Origin of the sequence: Streptomyces sp. NPDC090083 (genome assembly GCF_044747445.1) — a bacterium.
Taxonomy (GTDB): domain Bacteria; phylum Actinomycetota; class Actinomycetes; order Streptomycetales; family Streptomycetaceae; genus Streptomyces.
On sequence record NZ_JBIVED010000022.1, the window covers coordinates 56,091 to 76,640 of the forward strand.

The window sequence follows — 20,550 nt, forward strand, 5'->3', positions numbered from 1 at the left end:
CGTCGGTCACGGCAGCTCGAAGCGGTGACGTGGCAGCGCCCAGTCGGTGGCCGCCGTGGTCGCGCGTTCGACATCCTCCCCGAGCAACAGCCTCCGCGCCACGAGTTCCTCGGCCGCGGCCTTGACCCTGGCCACGTAGTCGGCCGAGTCCCGGTAGCGCTCCCGGACACTGGCCCGCGGGTCGCCGGTGACAAGCCGCTCGTCCTCCGTGGCGGCGAACGGCAGTGTGGATCCGCTGAACTCGTGCAGCGCACCGTGTCCTTGGCCGGGGGCCCGGGTGTTCCATCCGGTGTAGGTGCCGAGCGGCGCGGCCACCATCGGAGCGCGTACGCCCGCTGTCTCGTTGCCGTCGGAGTCGACGGCCGGGACCAGGACCGCGTACTGACGCGAGCGGTCGGTGACCGGCGGCACGACGGAACGGTCCACGGCGTACAGCTCGTTGGGCCCGTGGGGCGGCAGCGCGGACGGGACGGCCGGGAACTGACGCGACCAGGCGTCCTTCGTCACCAGGGTGCCGTCGGCGACCGTCGGCACCGCACTGGCCGGCGGCTCCACACCCTCGCTCACCCACGCGTCGAGCGCGTCCAGAACGGCGCGGAAGAGGGCGGAGGTGGCGACCACGTTCTGCGGGTGGTTGCAGACGCCGTTCGTGGGCGCGCCCGCCGTCGGATCGGCCACATGCTGGCTGGACGACCACAGATAACCTCGCACATTGGGTGGGAAGCCCAGGTCGCGGCCGTCCGTGGTGGTGTGCACCAGCGATCCCCTGCGCTGCCAGTACTCCGTAGACGTCTGGGTGTGCAGCACCTTGGGATCGCTCGCCCGCTTCATGATCGCGTCCCGCTCGCCGGTGAGATGGTCGACCGTCTCGGCGTAGGCGAAGGGGAAGGCGTCGGCCGGGCTGAGATGGTCCTCGTACTGCTGGCCCCCCGAGACTGTCAGGTTGGTGAAGCGTTCGAGGCCGAGACGGCCGGCGCCGGAGACGTGCGGCAGCAGCCCGTCGAAGACGGGGCGGCCTTCGGCATCCTCGTTGAAGCCGAGATGGACGAAGTCACGGATCGCCCGGCCGGTCTGGGAGCGCCCCCATCCGTAGGCGTACTCGATCGGACCGGCCGGGCCCGCCGGGTCGTGGCGCAGATGGCTGACCAGATCACGGACCGCGGCCAGGCCCAGCCCCAGAACGAGTGGATCCTCGGCCTCGTACGTGAGCTCGTAGATCCAGCCGGGCCGGAATCCGCCGTCGAGGTGGAGGTCGGACCGGCTCGGCACGACGGCCCGGGCCGCGCCCCTCAGCTCGCTCCCGCCGCCCTGGAGCCGTGCGAACCGCCAGGTTCCGCCGGGGAGTTCCTCCGGCGTGCTGTGCGGATAGCGACGCCGGGTGAGGCGGGCGGTGCGCACTCCGCGTTCGCTGACCGGGCAGGACCTGGTGTTCGACCAGCGGGACAGCGGAAGCGAGTCGATGGGCTCCGCCACGATGAACTCGGCCGTCGTCAGGCCGCGCACGGACTCCGTGCCCTCCTTCGCCACCGGCAGATCGAGCAGCAGACGCCCGTCGCCCGGCAGCAGATCGCCCTGCCAGGCGCCGAAGACGATCGTGTAGCCGCGGCGCATCAGAAAGCCGTTTCCGGCGTCGGCGAGGGTGCGTGGCCTGTTGGTGTGCGGAGCGTCGCAGAAGTACTGGACGGCCCGTTTGTCGCCCCGGTTGCCCCAGTCGAAGAACAGCCGCCCGCGCCCGCCGTCGATGGGACGCAGGATCTCGACGTCCCCGCTAAAGCGCACCACGCCTGCGCTGTCGCGCGGTGCGAGGCCGAGGTCGGGGATCGCGCGGTTGGCGGTTGCCGTCGGGTCCACGGCGTAGTGGGCGGTGGCGGTGAGCACCTCGTACGCTCCGGCGCCGGGGAAACGGTGAGCGTCGGCGAACGGTTCGCGGGAGTGCACCTCCAGGCGGACCGGGCGCCGCGGATCAGAGGTCACCGACCGGCGTCCTGTACTGACGGGTCAGCGGGGCGCCAGCCCAGCTCGGGTGCGACCAGGTGCCGTACGTCGTGCAGGATCTGTTCGTACTCCTCCCGGTGGAACTCGTAGGGCAGTTCCAGGCGCAGCTCCGACACCTGCGCGAGGACGGGGTCCGCCGTCAGCCGCTCCAGGATCTGCTCCGCGGTACCGACCACGTCGGGCGCGAACAGAAACCGCTTCCCGCCCAGTGCCGCCGGCGTCTGCGGCTTCAGGGTGCGTTCGTGCCGACTGGCCGCGTAGTCCCGGTAGCGGGCCCGGGCGGCCGCGTCGGCGCTGTCGAGCGGCACGATCACCCGCCCGAGCGCCACCCGTGTCGGCGGCCGGTCCTCGCCCAGGCTGCGCCGGTACTCGGAGAGCAGGTTCAGTTGGGCCGTGGTGAAGTCGTCGGTGTCCTCGCCCGAGACGATGTTCCCGGACAGCAGGTTCAGGCCGTGCTCGGCGGCCCACCGGACCGAGCGCAGGCTGCCCCCGCCGTACCAGATTCGGTTCACCAGACCGGGGCTGTGCGGCTGCAGCCGCGGACGCTGGGTGTTGCCCGGCGACTGGATCACCGTGTCCGGGGAGCCGAGGTGCTCGCCGCGCAGGTTGTCCAGGAGACGGGCGATCCTCCCGTACGACAGGTCGAAGCTCCGCCAGTCGCCGTCGTACACCAGGTCGCCGAGCAGGTCGGCGTGCGGCATGCCGGTGCTGAAGCCGACCTGGAGCCGTCCCCGGGACAGCACGTCGGCCAGCGACAGGTCCTCGGCGAGTCGGAACGGGCTCTCGTAGCCGATCGGGATGACCGCCGTGCCCAGCTCGACGCGCTGGGTGCGCTGGCCGGCGGCGGCGAGGAACACGGCGGCCGAGCCGACACCGTGTTCGAGGTGACGCTGTCTGATCCAGGCACCGTCGAAGCCCAGCTGCTCGCCGTACTCGAAGAGCTGGAGAGTCTCCTCAAGACCGGTGCCCGGATCGTCGTCGGCGAAGTTGCCCGGGGTGAGGAGGGCCAGGGAGGTGATGGTGGGAGTGCTCATGCTGTGGTCCTCAGCTCGTGGTGGTCTCGACGGCGGGGGTGGGGACACGGCCGCCGGGGATGGCCGCGAGCAGTTCGCGGGTGTAGGCGTGACGGGGGTGCGTGAAGAGGTCCTCGGGCGGACCCGTCTCGACCACACGCCCGGCCCGCATGACGGCGACCTGGTGCGCTATCTGCCGTACGACGGCCAGGTCGTGGGAGATGAAGAGGTAGGCCACTCCCGTGTCGGCCTGCAACTCGGCCAGCAGGCCCAGGACTTGGGCCTGCACGGACACGTCGAGCGCCGAGACGGGTTCGTCGCAGACCACCAGATCGGGGGAGAGGGCGAGGGCGCGGGCGATGGCCACCCGCTGCCGTTGCCCGCCGGAGAGTTCGGCCGGCCGGCGCTCCAGTGTGGCGACGGGCAGGGCGACGCGGTCGAGGAGTTCGCGGGCGCGGTCGAGACGGCTGGCGCGGTCGCCGACCTTGAAGGCGCGCAGCGGTTCAGTGATCACCTCGGCGACGGAAAACCGCGGATCGAGCGAGGCGTAGGGGTTCTGGTAGACGAGCTGGGCGCGCCGGCGCAGTTCCCTGGCCTGTGCGCCCTTGGCGGCGGTCACGTCGGTCGCGTCGAACAGGACCTGTCCGGCGGTCGCGTCGGCCAGCCGGAGTACCAGGCGGGCGGTGGTGGACTTGCCCGAGCCCGACTCGCCGACCAGTGCCAGGGTCTGGCCCCGGTGGAGCGTGAAGCTGACGTCGTCGACGGCGCGCAGGGTGCGGGGCCCGTCGCCGGTGCGGGGGAGCCTGAACTCCTTGACCAGGTTGCGGATTTCGACCAGGGGTGGCGTGTCCGCGTCGGGGCGGGAGGCCGGGACGTGGGTCCGGGCGGTGGTCAGGCTCGGCGCGCTGGCCAGCAGGTGCCGGGTGTACTCGTCCTTCGGGTCGGCCAGGATCTCGCGGGTCGGACCCGCCTCGACCACCCTGCCCTCTGACATGACCACCAGCCGCTGGGCCCGGTCGGCGGCCACCCCGAGGTCATGGGTCACGAGCAGGATCGCGGTGCCCGACTCCTCGGTGAGCCGCTGGAGGTGGTCGAGGATGACCCGCTGCACGGTGACGTCGAGCGCGCTGGTGGGCTCGTCGGCGATGATCAGCTCGGGCCGCGCTGCGATGGCGATGGCGATCAGCGCGCGTTGCCGCATCCCGCCGGAGAGTTCGTGCGGGTACTGCCGGGCCCGGACGGCCGCGTCGGGCAGCCCGGCCCGGTCCAGGACGTCGACCGCCTCGGCGGGTGCCGAGCGGCGGGTCGCCAGACCGTGGATGCGCAGCACCTCGGCGACCTGTTCACCGATCCGCTTCACCGGGTTGAGCGAGACGGTCGGGTCCTGCGGGACCAGCCCGATCCGCGCCCCGCGCACGGTACGCAGCTCCGCCTCCGACAGGGTGGCGAGGTCGCGCCGGCCGAAGCGGACCGTGCCCGCGTCGATGGCGCCGTTGCCCGGCAGCAGCCGGGTGATCGCGTGCGCGGTGGTGCTCTTGCCGGAGCCCGACTCACCGACCACGGCGGTCACCTGCCCGGGCCATACGTCCAGGTCCACGCGCCGTACGGCCGACACTGTGCCGCCCCGGGTGCGGTACGACACGGACAGGCCTCGGATCTCCAGCAGTGGTGTGGTCACGTCCTCACCGTTCTCACGTTCGTCGGTCATCGCTGCCGGGACCATTCGCCGTCCAGCGCCCGGGCGATGCGGTTGGCGGCCAGCACGGTCGCGGCGATCGCCAGACCGGGCAGCGCGGTCAGCCACCAGGCGTTGGCCAGGTAGTTGCGGCCGTCGGAGATCAACGTCCCCCACTCCGGGGCCGGTGGCGGCGCCCCGTAGCCGAGGAAGCTGAGCGCGGAGACGGCCAGGATCGAGGAGCCGAAGTCCAGGGTGGCCAGCACGATCACCGGGCCGGCCGCGTTGGGCAGCACGTGCCGGGCGAGCACCGAGTACCAGCGGACCCCGCTCGCCCGCGACGCCTCCACGAACACGGCCTGCCGCACCCTGAGCACCTCCGAGCGTGCCACCCGGGCGAACGAGGCCACGCTCGCGATGCCGACGGCGACCGCCACCTTCACCGTGCCGTAGCCGAGCGCGGTGACGAGTGCCAGGGACATAAACAGCGCGGGGATGGACAGCAGGACGTCCACGAACCGCATCAGCACGTCGTCCACCCAGCGGCCCACGAACCCCGCGACCACGCCCAGCAGTCCACCGACCACGAACGCGACCAGTACGGCGATCAGCGTCGCCTTCAGGGACAGCTGGGCGCCGTGGACCACGCGGGAGAAGACGTCACGGCCCAGTTCGTCCGTGCCGAACCAATGACTGCCGCTCGGCCCGCGGAAGTTCTGTGACGGCACGCCCTTCAGCGGGTCCTGCGAGGTGAACAGATCGGGCCAGAACGAGGCCAGTACCACCAGCACGAGGACGACCACGGACAGCAGCAGCCCCGGACGGCGCACCACGAAACGCAGCACGCGCCGTACGTCCACGCGGCGTCGACCGTGCTCGGGCGCCGGGCCCAGCTCGACCGGGCGGGCCAGTCCCAGCGCCGCCTCGGCGGGTTCGTCGACGAGACTCCGGCTCATGCGAGTGCCGCCCTTCTGCCCGAAGCCACCACGATCCGTGGGTCCAGGAGCGGATAGACCAGGTCGATGAGCAGGTTCGTCGTCACGAAGATCAGCGCCCCGAACACCACCACTCCCTGGACCAGAGGGATGTCCTGCGCGGTGACCGCCGCGGCGGTCACCCGGCCCAGGCCGTCACGGGAGAACACCGTCTCGACGACCACCGAACCGGCGATCAGCTGCCCGACCAGCAGCCCGACGACCGTCAGGGCCGGCAGGGAGGCGTTGCGCAGCGCGTGCCGCAGATGGACCCGCCACCGTCCGGCGCCCTTGGCCCGCGCGGTCTCCACATAGGCCTGGTCCAGCGCGGTCAGCAGGCTCTTCGCCAGCACCTGGCCGACCTGTGCCCCGGTCGGTACCGCCAGCGTGAGCGCGGGCAGCACCAGCCCCTTCAGGCCGTCGTTGCCGAACGCGGGAAACCAGTGCAGCTTGAACGAGAACGCCTCGACGAGCAGCAGCCCCACCCAGAACGTGGGGACCGACACCCCCAGCGGCGGCAGCGACAGCAGGAACTGCCGCAGCCAGCGCCGGGAGGTGTACGTCGCCACCACCGCGAGCCCGCCGCCGAGCAGCACCGCGAGCAGCAGTGCGGCCCCGGTCAGCTGGAGCGTCTGCGGCAGCGCGTCGGCCAGGGTGGAGGTCACCGGGCGGCCGGTGGAGACCGCGTCGCCGAAGTCCCCGCGCACCGCCCGGCCGAGGTACTCCGCGTACTGCACGAGCACCGGCTTGTCGAAGCCGTACTCGTGCCGCAGGGCGGCGATCTGCTTCGGGTCGACCTGCCCCGAGTCCATCCCGGCCCCGGCCATCGCCGTGACCGGGTCACCCGGCAGATAGTCCAGCACCAGGAACGACACCGTGTAGGCCGCCCACAGCACCCCGACCGCCTGCGCGAGCCGTTTGATCACATACCGGCGCATGATCTAGCCGATCCAGGTGTCGTGCAGCTGGAGTCGGCTGGAGGCGTCGAAGTCCAGGCTGTGCACCTTCTTCGAGGTGCCCAGCTGGGTCTGAAGCTCCACCACGGGCACGTAGTAGGCGTTCTGCACGAGCAACTGCTGTGCCTGGGTGACCAGTTGCTTGCGCTTGGCGGCGTCGACGGTCGCGGCCTGCTCGTTCAGTGCCGTGTCGAGGGAACTCGCCGGCAGGTGGTAGAAGTTGGCCAGCTTGGTGGAGAAGGAGCTGCGCAGGATGTCCGGGTCGGCTCGGGTCACGTTCCCCCATACCGCGTCGAAGTCACCCGACTGGAGCGTCGGGGCGAACTGTGTGACCTGGAGCTGCTTGAGGACCACGTCGACACCGATGGCCTTGAGCTGCTGCTGGACCAGCTCCAGAGCGGGCTGGTTGGTGGCCGAGTTCGGGAACCACTTGACGGTCAGGGTCAGCTTCTTGCCGTCCTTGGCGCGGATGCCGTCGCCGCCGGTCTTCCAACCGGCCGCGTCCAGAAGGGACTTGGCCTTGGCCGCGTCGAAGCCCAGACCGGACGAGAGGTCGGTGTAGTCGGGCGTGGTGTGCGCCAGGACGCTGGTCGCCGCCTGGGTTCCGGTGGGGAAGACGGTGTCGGCGATCTGCTGCCGGTCGATGGCGAACAGGATTGCCTGCCGCACCCTGGCGTCCTTGAGAGCCGGGCGGGAGTTGTTGAGGCCGAGGCCGAACACCACACCGGGGTTGGCGCGCCGCAGGAGGGTGACCTGACCGCCCTTGAGCGCCGCCTCGTTCGCCTTGCCGACGCTGCTGATAGCGTCCACTTGGCCGGACTGAAGGCTGCCCGCACGCACACCCGCCTCGGGCACGACCTTGAACACCAGCTTGTCCAGGTACGCCTCGCCCTTCTTGCTCCACAGCGAGGAACCCCAGGCGTAGCCGGTGCGCTTGGCCAGGGTGATCGACTGGTTCTGCACGTACTGCTTCAGCACGAAGGGCCCGGACCCGACCACCCCGTCGCTGCACTTCTGCTGTGGGGTCTTCTTGACGCTCGCCGACGACTCGATGCCCAGCGAGTGGGTCGAAGTGGCCTGCAGGAACTGGGCGTTGGGCTGGCTGAAAGTCACCTTCACGGTGAGCGGATCGACGACCGTGGTGCTCTTGACGCCGCTGAGGTAGCCCTCGGCGAGGGTCCCCAGGGCGCCGAGCTTCGGCACCGCGTCGAAGTTGTCCTTGACCACCTGCGCGGTCAGCTTGGAACCGTCGCTGAAGGTGACACCGGAGCGCAGGTGGAAGGTGAACGTCGTGGCGTTGGAGCTGACGTCCCAGCTCTTCGCCAGCCACGGCACGATCTTGCCGGTACTGGGGTCCTGGTCGGTGAGGGAGTCCACGACCTGGCGCACCGAGTAGATCGTCTCGTTGCTGCCGACCTGCTGCGGGTCCACGCAACCGGAGTCGGAGCCGACCGCGAAGGTCAGAGTGCCGCCGGACTTGGGCTGTCCGGAGGCGCCCTCGGAATCACCGCCGCCGGACCCGCAGGCGGTCAGCAGAACACTGGTGGTCAGCAGGGCGGTCAGCGCCGCCCACTGGGAGGTTCTGACATCGGAAAGTGCAGTCACGGAGGGCTTCTCCTACTCGTGTCACCAGGCACGGGCGTGGTAAAGGGCACAGCCGTGCGTGGGCATGCGGTCCCGGTCGGCGCGACGCCAGTGCCGGGGAGCGCTGTGCAGACGGGGATCGGAAAGGAACGGGACAAAAAATGGGATCAAGAACAGACGAGGTCATCGGACACAGGCGGGCGCGGCGACAGCAGTGCCGTACCCGCGGCCTGCGGCGGGAAGGTTCGTCAGGCCTGACAGAGGCAGCTGGTGGAGCGCTTGAGATCGATGTGACGCCGACGCGCGAGGCGGGAGAACACGGTGGCGCCGACGTAGCGAGCGCTGAGGTCACCACCGTGCCGCATATCGGTCCTCCACATGATCCGGCTCCGGTCACGGAGCCACGCGCTTGCGGGGATCATCGGCGATCCCGCCGGGCTTTCACCTGGAGCACCCCACCGCGTGGGAGGGTTGCCGGTCAGCGAGCCAGGGCTTGATGCTGACACTCAATGCCGTTCGTGATCGTACGGAGTGGTTCTGTCGTACGTCAATGGCGGAAAACGATGCTCTGCGGGGGCAGTCGGGCCGTGGATCGGGATCGAGTCCGGCTCAGGAACCGCCGCGCTCGCGGTGAATCTTCACCAACGCAGCCAGGTTTCGGTGAAGGCCTGGAGGTCCGTGATGGTGGCCTCGGTGGTCATGAGGAATCTCCTTCGTCACGGGGTGCGGGGGCAGGGCTACGACATGTCGGGCCAACAGCTCTGCTCAACCGGCCAGTTCGCCGAGGAGCTGCCAGGTGCGGCGGCGGTCCGCCTCTCCTGCGATCTCGGTGCCCGAGAACACGACCTCGGTGGCACCGGCGTCGCGGTAACGGCGTACTTCGGCCTCGACCGTCTTCTCGTCGCCGATCACGGCCAGGTCGGCGGCCCGTCGGCCGCCGGAGAGCTCGATGACCCGGGCGTAGGACGGGATCTGCTCGTAGAACGCGAGGTTCTCGACGGCCTTGGCGCGTACCGCGTCCACGTCGGCGGTGACCACGCCGGGCACCAGGGCGACGATCCTGGGCGCGGGGCGGCCGGCTGCCTCGGCCGCGGCGGTGACCGCCGGAACGATGTGGTCCGCGAGTGCGCGCGGTCCGGCCAGGTAGGGCAGGATCCCGTCCGCCAGTTCGCCGCTGACCCGCAGTGCCTGCGGCCCCATCGCGGCGACCAACAGGGGGACACCGCTCTCGGCACCTGGTACGCGTGCGGGGACCGGGGTGGTGGCGGTCAGCAGTTCGCCGTGGAAGTCGGCGGTACCGGTCTCGGTCAACTGCCGTAGAGCGGTGAGGAATTCACGCAGTCGCGCGATGGGTCGCTCGAAGGGCAGACCGAAGCCGGTCTCTGTCAGCAGCTTGGTGCCCAGGGCCAGGCCGAGGTGGTAGCGGCCGTGGGTCGCGGCCTGGGCGGTCTGGGCCTGGCTGGAAACCAGCAGTGGGTGGCGGCCGAAGACGGGGATCGCGGAGGTGCCGACCTGCAGTCCGGGTACCGTGCGCCCGACGATCGCCGCGAGCTGGGGCGAGTCCGCGCCGAAAGTCTGACCGAACCAGGCCGACCGCAACCCGGCCGCCGCTGCCTCGTGTGCCAGCTGCACGGTGGCATCTACCTGGTTCAGGGCATCGGACGCGTTGAGCGCTACTCCAACAGTCATGTCAGTCACAACGGGCGTCGGTCGAGCCCGCATTCCGGCCCGTGTGTGACAGCTTCTTGTCAGTCATGTGTACTCGGGCCCCTGTCCCGGGCCAATGGGCGGAACGGCCTTCCGGTTACCCGTCCCGGCCGCTGACGGTCCGGCGCGCACCGGTGGGTGAGCCGTTCACACATGCCGAAGTGTTCCTCGACGTGGCGGATCAACTCAGCGAGGCTGAAGGGTAGTTGGTCGACCGGGCCGCTGTGCCCCAGCTTCGGGCGGTAGTTGACATGGCACCGGGGGACACTCGCGCATCGGTGCGTGCCGCGCGGTGTCGCCTCCCGTGCGTGAGAGCCTCCACCTGTCAGAAGCTTTCCACTCGAACGTACGTCATTCGCCCCTCTGAGTGTCGAGGTCGACCATGGCGGAAGACATCTCACCCGCTGGGACGCGTGGTGGACGCGTCTTTCTCATTGTGCTTTGATCCGGCCATGGACACCACTGGCCCGGCACACACGGTGCTGCTCGACCCGTTCTGGGTGAGCCGCCGCGCCGACCAGTTCGACCAGGTCTGTTGCTGACAGCCGTCCGACGGCTCGCGATCTCGCCTTCTCTTTCTGCCTGCAGCCTTCTCGCGCCCTCAACCAGCCCCCCCATCAGGCGCAGTTGGGAGGCACGTGCGTCCGCCCTGCCGTGAAGGAACCTCCCATGGCCCATTCCCCAGCCCTGCCCGTCATCGACATTTCCCGCTTCCGCGCCCCGGACGCGGACCATGACGCCTTTCTTGCCGAACTTCGCGCAGCCGCCCACGAGGTGGGCTTCTTCTACGTCACCGGGCACGGTGTCCCCGCAGCACTGCGGGAGGAAGTGTTGAGCGCGGCCCGCCGCTTCTTCGCGCTCACGGAGGAGCAGCGGCTGGAGATCGAGAATCTCAACTCGCCTCAGTTCCGGGGCTATACGCGCACCGGTACCGAGTACACGGCGGGCGGCGCCGACTGGCGTGAGCAGATCGACATCGGTCCGGAGCGGGCGGCGCTGGAGACCGGACCGGCGGATCCCGATTACCTGCGCCTGATCGGCCCCAACCAATGGCCCTCCGCACTGCCGGAGTTGAGGGACATCGTGCTGCGCTGGCAGGCGGAGGCACTGAGGGTGAGCCGTGAGGTGCTGCGGGCGCTCGCGGCGGCCCTCGGTCAGGGCGAGGGCTACTTCGACCAGTGGTTCGACGACGAGGCTGCCCTTCACGTCAAGATCATTCACTATCCTCCGCGGGTCACTCAGGGCGCCGATCAGGGCGTGGGCGCCCACAAGGACTACGGCTACCTCGTGCTGTTGCAACAGGACGAGGTGGGCGGGCTGCAGGTGCGGCGCGAGGACGGTGAGTGGATCGACGCGGTGCCCGTGCCCGACGCGTTCGTGTTCAACATCGGCGAGATGCTGGAGATCGCCACCCAGGGCTATCTGAAGGCCACACAGCACCGGGTTGTCAGCCCGAGGTCGGGCGTCCACCGCTACTCGATCCCCTTCTTCCTCGGCCCGCGCCTGGACGCGGTCGTCAAACCGCTGCGACTGCCGCCGGAACTGGCGGCGCTGAGCCGGGGCGTCACGGACGACCCGGACAACCCCCTGCTCGCGGCCTTCGGGGAGAACGCGGTCGTCGGCTGGCTGCGCTCGCATCCCCGTGTCGCCGAGCGCTGGTGGTCGGACGTCCTGGCCAGGCAGGAGGTCGGCCGATGACCGACTGGGCGTTCGAGACCCGTCAGGTGCACTCCGGAGCCGTCCCCGACCCCTCGACCGGCGCCCGGGCGGTGCCGATCCACCCCGCCACCAGCTACGTCTTCCGAGACACCGCGCACGCCGCCGCAGCCTTCGAACTGACCGACCTGACCACCCACGCCTACACCCGGCTGTCCAACCCGACCACGGCCGTGGCCGAGGAGCGCATCGCCTCCCTGGAGGGCGGTTCGGCGGCGGTCGCGGTGGCCAGCGGCCAGGCCGCGACGACGCTCGCCCTGCTGAACCTGGCCCGTGCGGGCGACCACATCGTGGCCTCATCGTCTCTGTACGGCGGCACCCGCACTCTCCTGGAGCACACGTTCGCCGACTTCGGTATCGACGTCACGTTCGTCGACGACCCGGACGACCTGGGCGCCTGGTACACCGCCCTACGGCCGACCACGAAGGCATTCTTCGGCGAGACCATCGGCAACCCGCGCGGCAACGTCCTCGACATCGAGGCGGTGGCCCGCATCGCCCACGAGGTAGGCGTGCCGCTCGTCGTCGACAACACCGTGCTCACCCCGTACCTGCTGCGGCCCATCGAGCACGGTGCCGACATCGTCGTGCACTCCACCACCAAGTTCCTCTCCGGGCACGGCACCGGCATCGGCGGGGTCGTCGTGGACAGCGGGCACTTCGACTTCGGCGCGGATCCGGACCGTTGGCCCGGTCTGACCCGTCCGGACCCGACCTACAACGGACTGTCCTACTGGGACTCCTTCTCCGACCTCGGCCTCGCCTACGCGCTGCGGCTGCGCACCCGGTTGGTCCGCGATCTGGGACCGGCCGTCTCACCGTTCAACAGCTTCCTGCTCCTTCAGGGCCTGGAAACGCTCAGCCTGCGCATCGAACGGCATGTGGCCAACGCCGAGGCACTCGCGCACTGGCTGGAGGAACAGCCCCAGGTGACACGTGTGCACTATGCCGCTCTCGCCTCCAGCCCCTGGCGGACGCAGGCCAAGCGCTATCTGCCGCGCGGCACGGGAGCGGTCCTGGCCTTCGAACTCGCCGGCGGCCTGGAGGCGGGCCGGCGCTTCGTCGAAGGCGTCCGACTGTTCAGCCATCTCGCGAACATCGGCGACGTGCGCAGCCTGGTCATCCACCCCGCCTCCACCACCCACGCCCAACTCGCCCCGGACCAGCAGCTCGCCGCAGGTGTCACCCCCGGCCTCGTACGGCTGTCGGTCGGGATCGAAGGCGTCGACGACCTGGTCGCCGACCTTGCGACGGGACTGCGGGCAGCCGCCGTATGACCCACTCCTCACACACCCAAGGAGCAAGATCCGCCATGCGCCGTAGCAGCGTTCTCCGGCTCGCAGCCCTCGCAGTACTCGCCGGTCTGACCGTGACGGCGTGCGGCACCGGCTCGGCAGACGACCCCGCGAACGCCGGCCAGACCAGCCAGGCCGCCCAGCCCGCCGACATCGACGCGAATGCCACCGTCGACGTACGCCTCGTACTGGAGCCGACCAGTCTCGACATCGCCACTACCGCGGGCGCGGCCCTCGACCAGATCTTGCTCGACAACGTCTACCAGGGCCTGCTGACCCGCACCGAAGACAACAAGATCGAACCGAGTCTCGCCACGTCGTACGAGCAGTCGCCTGACGGGCTCACCTACACCTTCCACCTCGCCAAGAACGTCACCTTCCACGACGGCGGCAAAGTCACCGCCGCCGACGCCGTCTGGTCTTTGCGGCAGGTCACCGCGGCGGGCTCGAAGAACCCCGACGCGGCGGCGCTCGCCTCCGTCGACACCATCAAGGCCACCGACGACCACACCGTCGTTGTCACCCTCAAACACCGGGACACCGGGTTCACCTGGGGGCTGACCGGCCGGGCGGGCATCGTGTTCAAGAAGGGGACCAACTTCACCTCCCTCGCTGGGACGGAGAACGGCACCGGGCCGTTCAAGCTGTCCGGCTGGAAGCGGGGTTCGTCCATCACGTTCGTCCGCAACGACGCCTACTGGGGGAAGAAGGCCAAGGTCGCCAAGGTCGTCTTCCACTACATCAAGGACGACAACGCCGCCAACAACGCCCAGCAGACCGGGCAGACCGACATCGAGACGGCCGCGGACGCGACCCTGCTCCAGCCGTTCTCCGACCGGAGCAAGTACACGGTGCTGCGCGGCGACACCACCGACAAGTTCACGCTCGCGTTCAACAACGCCTCCGGCCCGACCAAGGACGTCCGGGTACGGCGAGCCATCCGCCAGGCCGTCGACAACGCCGGACTCGTCACGACCCTCGGCGGCGCGGCCAAGCTGGTCGGCGGCCCGGTGCCGGCCACCGACCCCGGCTACGAGGACCTCACCTCGATCGACGCGTACGACCCGGCGAGGGCCAAGAAGCTGCTCAAGCAGGCCGGCTTTGGCAGTGGTCTCAAGCTCACCGTGCAGATCCCCAACATCTACCCGGCCGAGATCGGCGACTACCTCGCCTCCCAGCTCAAGCAGGTCGGCATCCAACTCACCGTCCGGCAGGTGGAGTTCCAGACCTGGCTGGACGCCGTCTACACCAAGCACGACTACCAGCTCAGCCTCGTCGACCACGCCGAGGCCCGCGACCTGAACAACTTCGCCAACCCCGCCTACTACTTCGGCTACGACAACGCCAACGTGCAGAAGTGGTACGCGGCCGCCCAGACCGCCGCCGGCGACACCGAGCGGGACGCCCTGCTGAAGAAGGCGGCCCGGCAGGTCTCCGAGGACGCCGCCGCCGACTGGCTGTTCGTCAACCAGACCCTCACCGTCGTCCGCGCCGGAGTCACCGGCGTGCCGCGCGACTTCACCAGCAACCGCTACGACCTCGCGGACCTCGCCGTGGCGAAGAAGAAGTGAGGCCCGTGTGACCCTCTACGCGCTGCGCCGGGCCGCGCTTCTGGTCGCGTCCCTGTTCGCCGCCAGCGTGCTGATATTCCTGGTGCTGCGGCTGCTGCCCGGAGACGTCGCCCAGACCATCGGCGGCATCAAAGCCACGCAGGCCCAGGTCGCGGCCGTACGCCACGACCTGGGCCTGGACCGGCCGCTCGCCACGCAGTACGCGCATTGGATCGGCGGAGTGGCCCGCGGCGACTTCGGACGGTCGGCCCTCGACGGTACGTCGGTGTCCGGCCAGCTCGCCGAGAAGTTCGCGGTGACCGGACCACTGGCCGCGGGAGCCGTCGCCCTCGCGCTGGCCTTCGCCGTGCCGGCGGGCATCGTCGCCGCCACGCGCCGCGACACTCGGCTCGGCGGCGCCGTCAACGCCCTCGGGCAGCTCGGCATCGCCCTGCCGACGCTGTGGGTGGGGCTGCTGCTCGTCGTGGTGTTCGCGGTCCAGGTCCGCTGGCTGCCCGCGCAGGGCTTCCCCGTCGACGGCTGGGCCGAGCCGGGGCAGGCGTTGCGCAGTCTGATCCTCCCGTGGCTGACCCTGGCGCTGTCCGAGGGCGCCGTCCTGCTGCGATTCGTGCGCTCCGCCGTGCTGGACGTCCTGCACCAGGACTGGCTGCGCACCGCCCGGGCCAAGGGGCACACGCGCACGAGCGCGCTGGTGCGGCACGGACTGCGCAACGCGGCGGTGCCGGTCGTGTCGGTGCTCGGTCTGCAGATCGCGGCGCTGGTCGCGGGGGCGGTCGTCGTGGAGCAGGTCTTCGTGCTGCCCGGCGTCGGCCAGATGCTGATCACGGACGTCGGCAACCGGGACCTGGACAAGGTGCAGGGCGAGATCCTGCTGCTCACCGGCGCTGTGCTGGTCATCGGTTTCCTGGTGGACCTCGCGCACCGGCTGATCGACCCGAGGCTGCGGAGCGCCGTATGAGGATCCCGCCTGTCGTCCTGGCACTGCTGCGCAGCCGCAGCGGCCTCGCCGGGACCGTCCTCGTCGGCTTCCTGGTCCTGTCCGCCCTGCTCTCCCTCGTCTGGACCCCCTACGACCCGACTTTGGCGCGCCCGCAGGACGGCTGGCTGCTGCCGATGTCCGGCGGGCACCTCCTCGGCACCGACCGGCTGGGCCGCGACGAGCTCAGCCAACTCCTCACCGGCGCCCGCGGCACCCTGCTGACCGCGCTGCTCGCGGCGGTGATCGCCGCCGTCGTCGGACTCGCGCTGGCACTGGCGGCGGTGCTCGTGCCGCGCTGGATCGGCGCCGTCGTGGTCCAGCTCACGGACGTGCTCATCGCGTTCCCCGTGCTGCTGGTCGCGATGATCCTCACCGCGGTGTACGGCGGTTCCACCTGGACCGTGGTCACCGCGGTCGGCGTCGGAACGGGCGTCAACCTCGCCCGGGTCGCGCGCGCCGAGGCAGGGAGGGTGCTGAACACCGACTACGTGCTGGCCGCGCACGCCGCGGGGTCCGGCACCTGGCGCACTGTCCGCAAGCATCTGCTGCCGAACATCGCGCCCACGCTCGTCGTACAGCTCTCGCTCGTGCTGTCCGTGGCGGTGCTCGCCGAGGCGGCCTTGTCGTTCCTCGGGTTCGGGGCGCCTGCGCCCGCGGTCTCGTGGGGCCGCATGCTGCACGAACAGCAGCAGTACATCGCCGCCCGGCCGCTGCTCGTCATCTGGCCGGGGATCGCTGTCGCCGCCTCGGTCCTCGGCTTCAACCTGCTCGGCGACGGGCTGCGCGAGGCGGCCGACGCACGGCTGCGGATCCGGGAGGCGTCATGAGCCTGCTGACGATCACCGACCTGAGCGTGCGCATCGGCGGCTCCACCGTCGTCGACGAGGTCGGCCTGGAACTCGCCCCCGGTGAACGGCTCGCGCTGATCGGCGAGTCCGGTTCCGGCAAGTCGCTCACCGTCCTCGCCGCGATGGGACTCCTGCCGGACGGAGCCGAGGCCACCGGCAGCGTCCGGCTCGGCGGTCAGGAACTGCTCGGCCTCGGCGACCGGGACCTTTCCCGGCTGCGTGGCGAGCGCATGGCCATGGTGTTCCAGGAACCCATGAGCGCGCTCAACCCGCTGATGCGCATCGGCAGGCAACTCTCCGAGCCGCTGCGGCTGCACCGCGGCCTGAACCGGCGTCAGGGCGCGACCGCGGCCGTCGAACTCGCCCGACAGGTCGGCCTGCCGGACCCCGAACTCGTCGTCCGCTCCTGGCCCCACCAGCTCTCCGGCGGTCAGCGCCAGCGCGTCGGCCTGGCGATGGCCCTCGCCACCCGCCCCGCACTGCTCATCGCCGACGAACCCACCACCGCCCTCGACGTCACCGTCCAGGCCGACATGCTGAGGCTGCTCGACGACCTCGTCCGCGAGCACGGCACCTCGCTCCTGTTCATCAGCCACGACCTCGCCGTCGTCGCCCAGCTGTGCCCACGGGCCGCCGTACTCAAGGACGGACGCGTCGTCGAGCAAGGAGCCACCGACACCCTCGTACGCAACCCTCAGCACCCGTACACCCAGCGCCTGGTGGCCGCCGCCCGGGCCACGGGATCCGAGGAGGTTCCCCGATGACGCAACTCCTGAAGGGTACGGATCTCAGCCGCAGCTTCCGCCTCCCGCGCACCTCGCTGTTCGCGCCGGCCGTCCATCGCCATGCGGTCCAGGACGTCTCCCTGGAGCTGCGGGAAGGCGACAGCCTCGGGATCGTGGGCGAGTCCGGCTCCGGCAAGTCGACCCTGGCCCGGCTGCTGCTCGCCCTGGACCGCCCCGACTCCGGAACGGTGCACTACCGCGGGCGCGAGGTGAGGCCGGGCAGGCTCCCCTGGTTCCGGCGCGAGGTGCAGGTGGTGCTGCAGGACCCGATGGGCTCCCTCGACCCGCGGGCCACCGTCCGTGACATCGTCGCCGAGCCGCTGGAGTGCCTCAAGCTGTCGGGCGATCACGACGACCGGGTGGACGAACTGCTGCGTGCGGTCGGGCTGGACCCGTCCGTGCGCGGCCGGTATCCGCACGAGTTCTCCGGCGGCCAACGGCAGCGCATCGCGATCGCACGCGCCCTCGCCCCCGGGCCGAAGGTCCTCGTCGGAGACGAACCGCTCAGCGCCCTCGACGTGTCGGTGCGCGCGCAGATCCTCGCCCTCCTCGACGACCTCGCCGAGGCGTACGGACTGACCCTGCTGCTTGTCTCGCACGACATCGGCGTCGTCCGGCACCTGTGTACCGACGTGCTGGTGATGAAGGACGGCAAGGCCGTCGAACAAGGTCCGGCCGCGTCTGTGCTGGCCGACCCCCAACACCCGTACACACGCCGTCTGTTGGCAGCCGTACCCCGGTTGCCTGCATGACCGGGAGGAACACATGACCACCAACCCCGCACGCCGGCTCACCCTGGGCGCCCTCGTCCAGGGCTCCGGCGGCCACATCGCCGGCTGGCGGCACCCCGACGCGCGCCCCGACGGACAACTCGACTTCGCTTTCCATGCCGACCTGGCCCGCACCCTCGAACGCGGCCGGTTCGACGCCCTGTTCGTCGCGGACGTCGTCGCCCTCTGGGGACACCAGCTCGACTCGCTGTCCCGGACCGGCCGGGCCGAGCACTTCGAACCGCTCACCCTGCTGGCCGCGCTGTCACTGGTGACCGAGCACATCGGCCTGGCGGCGACAGCGACCACGACCTACAACCACCCATACCACATCGCCCGCAAGTTCGCCTCCCTCGACCACCTCTCGGGCGGCCGCGCAGGCTGGAACGTGGTCACCTCCGTCGTACCGCTGGAAGCCGCCAACTTCGGCTACGACCATCACCTCGAACACGAGCTGCGCTACCGCCGCGCGGACGAGTTCGTCCAGGTCGTCAAGGCGCTCTGGGACAGCTTTGACGACCGGGCGGTCGTCCGGGACAAGGCCGCCGGCCGCTACTACGACCCCGCCGGACTGCACACCCCGCACCACCGGGGCGAGCACTTCGCCGTCCGCGGGCCCCTGAACATCTCCCGCCCGCCCCAGGGCCATCCCGTGGTCTTCCAGGCCGGATCCTCCGACACGGGCAAGGAGTTCGCGGCCCGACACGGAGAAGTCCTCTTCACCACCCAGCACGAACTGGGCGCCGCACAGGCCTTCTACGCCGACATCAAGGCACGGGCGGCCGCTCAGGGACGGGACCCCGCCCATGTCCTGGTCTGGCCCGGCTTGTCCCCGCTTGTCGCGTCCACCGAGACGGAGGCCCGGCGACGGCTCGCCGAGCTTCAGGACCTCATCCACGACGACGTCGCCCGCCGCCTCGTCCAGGACAACATCGGCGACCTCGACCTGACCGGTCACCCGGTGGACGGTCCACTGCCCGACATCCCCGAGACCAACCGCAGCAAGTCACGCCGGGATCTGCTGCTCAAGCTCGCTCACGACGGGAAGTTGACGATACGTCAGCTCGCCCGGCGGTTCGCCGCCGGCTCCGCCATCGCCGGCACGCCCGAGCAGATCGCCGACCACATCGAGACCTGGTTCCGCGCCTACGCCGCCGACGGATTCAACATCTCCTTCCCCTATCTGCCCGGCCCCGCCGAGGACTTCGTGGACCAGGTCGTGCCGCTGCTCCAGCGACGCGGCCTGCTGCGCACCGAGTACGAGGGCACCACCCTGCGCGAAAACCTCGGGCTGCCGCGGCCCGCCGCCCGTGACCGACACCTCCAGGAGACCGGACGATGAGCCGCTCCACCTCCCACCGCACCGACCAACTGCACCTGAACGCCTTCCTCAAGCCACCGGGGGAGTACCTGGCCGCCTGGCGCCACCCGGACACCGCGGCGGACGCGGGCGTGAACATCCGGGAAGTCCTCTCCTTCGCCCGGACCGCCGAACGGGCCGCCTTCGACGCCGTCTTCCTCGCCGACCTCGTCGGAGTGCCGTTCGCGAGCGAGGACGTCCTCAGCCGGGTCAGCGTGGTCAACGACTCCTTCGAGCCGACGACCCTGCTGGCCGCGCTCGCCGCGGGCACCACGCGCATCGGACTGATCGCCACCGCCTCGACCAGCTACAACGAGCCCTACCACGTGGCCCGCACCTTCGCCTCCCTCGACCACATCTCCGGCGGCCGGAGCGGCTGGAACGTGGTGACCTCCCTCAACGACGGCGAGGCGCAGAACTTCGGCCTCGACGCCCACCTCGACCACGCCACCCGCTACGACCGCGCCGAGGAGTTCCACGACGTGGTGGCGGGGCTGTGGGACTCCTTCGAGGACGACGCCTTCCGCCACGACCGGGCGAGCGGCGTCTACTTCGACCCCGCCAAGCTGCGCGCGCTGAACCACGAGGGCAAACACCTGAAGGTCGCGGGACCTCTCAACATCGCCCGGCCTCCGCAGGGCCACCCGGTGATCGTGCAGGCAGGCGCTTCCGAGGCGGGCAAGAACCTCGCCGCCCGCGTCGCCGACGTGATCTTCTCCGGCATCAAGGACCTGGGGCGCGCCCAGGAGTTCTACGCCGAGATCAAGCAACGCGCCGCCGCCCACGGCCGCGACCCCGACCACCTCAAGGTCCTCCCGGCCCTGTCGGTCATCACCGCTCCCACCGAGTCCGAGGCCCGCGACAAGCTCGCCCGGCTCACCGAACTCCTGCCCCCACAGGTCGCGTTGGCCGACCTCTCGTACTGGCTCGGCGGCTTCGACCTCAGCGCCCACCCGCTCGACGGCCCGCTGCCCGAACTCCCCGTCTCCAACCAGTCGCAGACCGCCCAGCAGCAGATCTACGAAGACGCCCGCCGCGACAACCTCACCATCCGCGACCTCGTCCGGCGTGTCGCGAACGACGACCGCACCATCACCGGCACGCCCGAGCAGATCGCCGACCACATCGAGGAGTGGTTCCACGGCCGTGCCGCCGACGGATTCAACGTGATCTTCCCCTACCTGCCGGGCACCCTGGACGACTTCGCCGACCTCGTGATCCCCGAACTGCGCCGCCGCGGCCTGTTCCGCACCCACTACACGGGCCGCACCCTGCGCGACCACCTCGGCCTGCCGCGGCCGTCCCGGCGGGTGTAGATGCTC

Annotated in this window: 16 protein-coding genes and 1 riboswitch; of the genes, 9 read left to right on the plus strand and 7 right to left on the minus strand. The window is 70.4% G+C overall.

The window, feature by feature from the left end; all coding sequences use genetic code 11:
- Positions 1 to 6: 6 nt before the first annotated feature.
- The 7 genes from ACIPTO_RS42300 to ACIPTO_RS42330 all read right to left on the minus strand — a co-directional run bounded on the left by ACIPTO_RS42300 (position 7) and on the right by ACIPTO_RS42330 (position 9,886).
- Positions 7 to 1,974, minus strand: a complete 1,968-nt coding sequence (locus ACIPTO_RS42300) for an alpha/beta hydrolase domain-containing protein (protein ID WP_401201064.1) — start codon at positions 1,972 to 1,974, stop codon at positions 7 to 9.
- On the minus strand, positions 1,971 to 3,029 hold the full coding sequence (locus ACIPTO_RS42305; protein WP_401201066.1) for an LLM class flavin-dependent oxidoreductase: 1,059 nt from the start codon (positions 3,027 to 3,029) through the stop codon (positions 1,971 to 1,973). Before ACIPTO_RS42305 ends, ACIPTO_RS42300 begins: the two co-directional genes overlap by 4 nt.
- 10 nt (positions 3,030 to 3,039) lie before the next feature.
- The gene (locus ACIPTO_RS42310) at positions 3,040 to 4,716 is read right to left on the minus strand and encodes a dipeptide ABC transporter ATP-binding protein (protein WP_401201069.1); all 1,677 of its coding nucleotides are present in this window, start codon (positions 4,714 to 4,716) and stop codon (positions 3,040 to 3,042) included.
- On the minus strand, positions 4,713 to 5,639 hold the full coding sequence (locus ACIPTO_RS42315; RefSeq protein WP_401201072.1) for an ABC transporter permease: 927 nt from the start codon (positions 5,637 to 5,639) through the stop codon (positions 4,713 to 4,715). Before ACIPTO_RS42315 ends, ACIPTO_RS42310 begins: the two co-directional genes overlap by 4 nt.
- Positions 5,636 to 6,595, minus strand: a complete 960-nt coding sequence (locus ACIPTO_RS42320; protein WP_401201074.1) for an ABC transporter permease — start codon at positions 6,593 to 6,595, stop codon at positions 5,636 to 5,638. Before ACIPTO_RS42320 ends, ACIPTO_RS42315 begins: the two co-directional genes overlap by 4 nt.
- Positions 6,596 to 6,598: 3 nt before the next feature.
- Positions 6,599 to 8,218: an ABC transporter substrate-binding protein gene (locus ACIPTO_RS42325; RefSeq protein WP_401201077.1), complete on the minus strand. Its 1,620-nt coding sequence runs from the start codon at positions 8,216 to 8,218 to the stop codon at positions 6,599 to 6,601.
- Between the two features lie 379 nt (positions 8,219 to 8,597).
- A riboswitch (SAM riboswitch) is annotated at positions 8,598 to 8,711 on the minus strand.
- Between the two features lie 251 nt (positions 8,712 to 8,962).
- Positions 8,963 to 9,886 carry an LLM class F420-dependent oxidoreductase gene (locus ACIPTO_RS42330; RefSeq protein WP_401201080.1) on the minus strand — a complete coding sequence of 308 codons (924 nt, stop codon included), beginning with the start codon at positions 9,884 to 9,886 and terminating at the stop codon, positions 8,963 to 8,965.
- A gap of 687 nt (positions 9,887 to 10,573) precedes the next feature.
- On the opposite strand from ACIPTO_RS42330, the gene ACIPTO_RS42335 reads away from it, so the two are divergent.
- Genes ACIPTO_RS42335 through ACIPTO_RS42375 form a run of 9 tightly spaced genes read left to right on the plus strand, consistent with a single transcriptional unit; the run spans position 10,574 to position 20,544 of the window.
- Positions 10,574 to 11,602, plus strand: coding sequence for an isopenicillin N synthase family dioxygenase (locus ACIPTO_RS42335; protein ID WP_401201083.1), 1,029 nt, complete (start codon positions 10,574 to 10,576; stop codon positions 11,600 to 11,602).
- Positions 11,599 to 12,897, plus strand: coding sequence for an O-acetylhomoserine aminocarboxypropyltransferase/cysteine synthase family protein (locus tag ACIPTO_RS42340; RefSeq protein ID WP_401201086.1), 1,299 nt, complete (start codon positions 11,599 to 11,601; stop codon positions 12,895 to 12,897). Before ACIPTO_RS42335 ends, ACIPTO_RS42340 begins: the two co-directional genes overlap by 4 nt.
- Positions 12,898 to 12,932: 35 nt before the next feature.
- Positions 12,933 to 14,486: an ABC transporter substrate-binding protein gene (locus tag ACIPTO_RS42345; protein WP_401201088.1), complete on the plus strand. Its 1,554-nt coding sequence runs from the start codon at positions 12,933 to 12,935 to the stop codon at positions 14,484 to 14,486.
- Positions 14,487 to 14,493: 7 nt separating this feature from the next.
- On the plus strand, positions 14,494 to 15,444 hold the full coding sequence (locus ACIPTO_RS42350) for an ABC transporter permease (RefSeq protein ID WP_401201091.1): 951 nt from the start codon (positions 14,494 to 14,496) through the stop codon (positions 15,442 to 15,444).
- A complete protein-coding gene (locus ACIPTO_RS42355) occupies positions 15,441 to 16,292 on the plus strand; it encodes an ABC transporter permease (protein WP_401201094.1) in 852 nt (283 codons plus the stop codon). Before ACIPTO_RS42350 ends, ACIPTO_RS42355 begins: the two co-directional genes overlap by 4 nt.
- Positions 16,289 to 17,077 carry an ATP-binding cassette domain-containing protein gene (locus ACIPTO_RS42360; protein WP_401201096.1) on the plus strand — a complete coding sequence of 263 codons (789 nt, stop codon included), beginning with the start codon at positions 16,289 to 16,291 and terminating at the stop codon, positions 17,075 to 17,077. The genes ACIPTO_RS42355 and ACIPTO_RS42360 overlap by 4 nt, the downstream gene beginning before the upstream one ends.
- A complete protein-coding gene (locus tag ACIPTO_RS42365; RefSeq protein ID WP_401201099.1) occupies positions 17,074 to 17,850 on the plus strand; it encodes an ATP-binding cassette domain-containing protein in 777 nt (258 codons plus the stop codon). Before ACIPTO_RS42360 ends, ACIPTO_RS42365 begins: the two co-directional genes overlap by 4 nt.
- 13 nt (positions 17,851 to 17,863) lie before the next feature.
- Entirely contained in the window at positions 17,864 to 19,210 is a 1,347-nt protein-coding gene (locus tag ACIPTO_RS42370) for an LLM class flavin-dependent oxidoreductase (protein WP_401201101.1), read from the plus strand.
- On the plus strand, positions 19,207 to 20,544 hold the full coding sequence (locus ACIPTO_RS42375; protein WP_401201104.1) for an LLM class flavin-dependent oxidoreductase: 1,338 nt from the start codon (positions 19,207 to 19,209) through the stop codon (positions 20,542 to 20,544). Before ACIPTO_RS42370 ends, ACIPTO_RS42375 begins: the two co-directional genes overlap by 4 nt.
- Positions 20,545 to 20,550: the final 6 nt, after the last annotated feature.

Excerpts from the sequence above, each read along its gene's own strand:
- ACIPTO_RS42345 (WP_401201088.1), top strand. The coding sequence starts at position 12,933 with ATGCGCCGTAGCAGCGTTCTCCGGCTCGCAGCCCTCGCAGTACTCGCC.
- ACIPTO_RS42320 (WP_401201074.1), bottom strand. The coding sequence starts at position 6,595 with ATGCGCCGGTATGTGATCAAACGGCTCGCGCAGGCGGTCGGGGTGCTG.
- ACIPTO_RS42305 (WP_401201066.1), bottom strand. The coding sequence starts at position 3,029 with ATGAGCACTCCCACCATCACCTCCCTGGCCCTCCTCACCCCGGGCAAC.
- ACIPTO_RS42360 (WP_401201096.1), top strand. The coding sequence starts at position 16,289 with ATGAGCCTGCTGACGATCACCGACCTGAGCGTGCGCATCGGCGGCTCC.
- ACIPTO_RS42365 (WP_401201099.1), top strand. The coding sequence starts at position 17,074 with ATGACGCAACTCCTGAAGGGTACGGATCTCAGCCGCAGCTTCCGCCTC.
- ACIPTO_RS42310 (WP_401201069.1), bottom strand. The coding sequence starts at position 4,716 with ATGACCGACGAACGTGAGAACGGTGAGGACGTGACCACACCACTGCTG.
- ACIPTO_RS42330 (WP_401201080.1), bottom strand. The coding sequence starts at position 9,886 with ATGACTGTTGGAGTAGCGCTCAACGCGTCCGATGCCCTGAACCAGGTA.
- ACIPTO_RS42335 (WP_401201083.1), top strand. The coding sequence starts at position 10,574 with ATGGCCCATTCCCCAGCCCTGCCCGTCATCGACATTTCCCGCTTCCGC.
- ACIPTO_RS42315 (WP_401201072.1), bottom strand. The coding sequence starts at position 5,639 with ATGAGCCGGAGTCTCGTCGACGAACCCGCCGAGGCGGCGCTGGGACTG.
- ACIPTO_RS42375 (WP_401201104.1), top strand. The coding sequence starts at position 19,207 with ATGAGCCGCTCCACCTCCCACCGCACCGACCAACTGCACCTGAACGCC.
- ACIPTO_RS42355 (WP_401201094.1), top strand. The coding sequence starts at position 15,441 with ATGAGGATCCCGCCTGTCGTCCTGGCACTGCTGCGCAGCCGCAGCGGC.
- ACIPTO_RS42340 (WP_401201086.1), top strand. The coding sequence starts at position 11,599 with ATGACCGACTGGGCGTTCGAGACCCGTCAGGTGCACTCCGGAGCCGTC.
- ACIPTO_RS42370 (WP_401201101.1), top strand. The coding sequence starts at position 17,864 with ATGACCACCAACCCCGCACGCCGGCTCACCCTGGGCGCCCTCGTCCAG.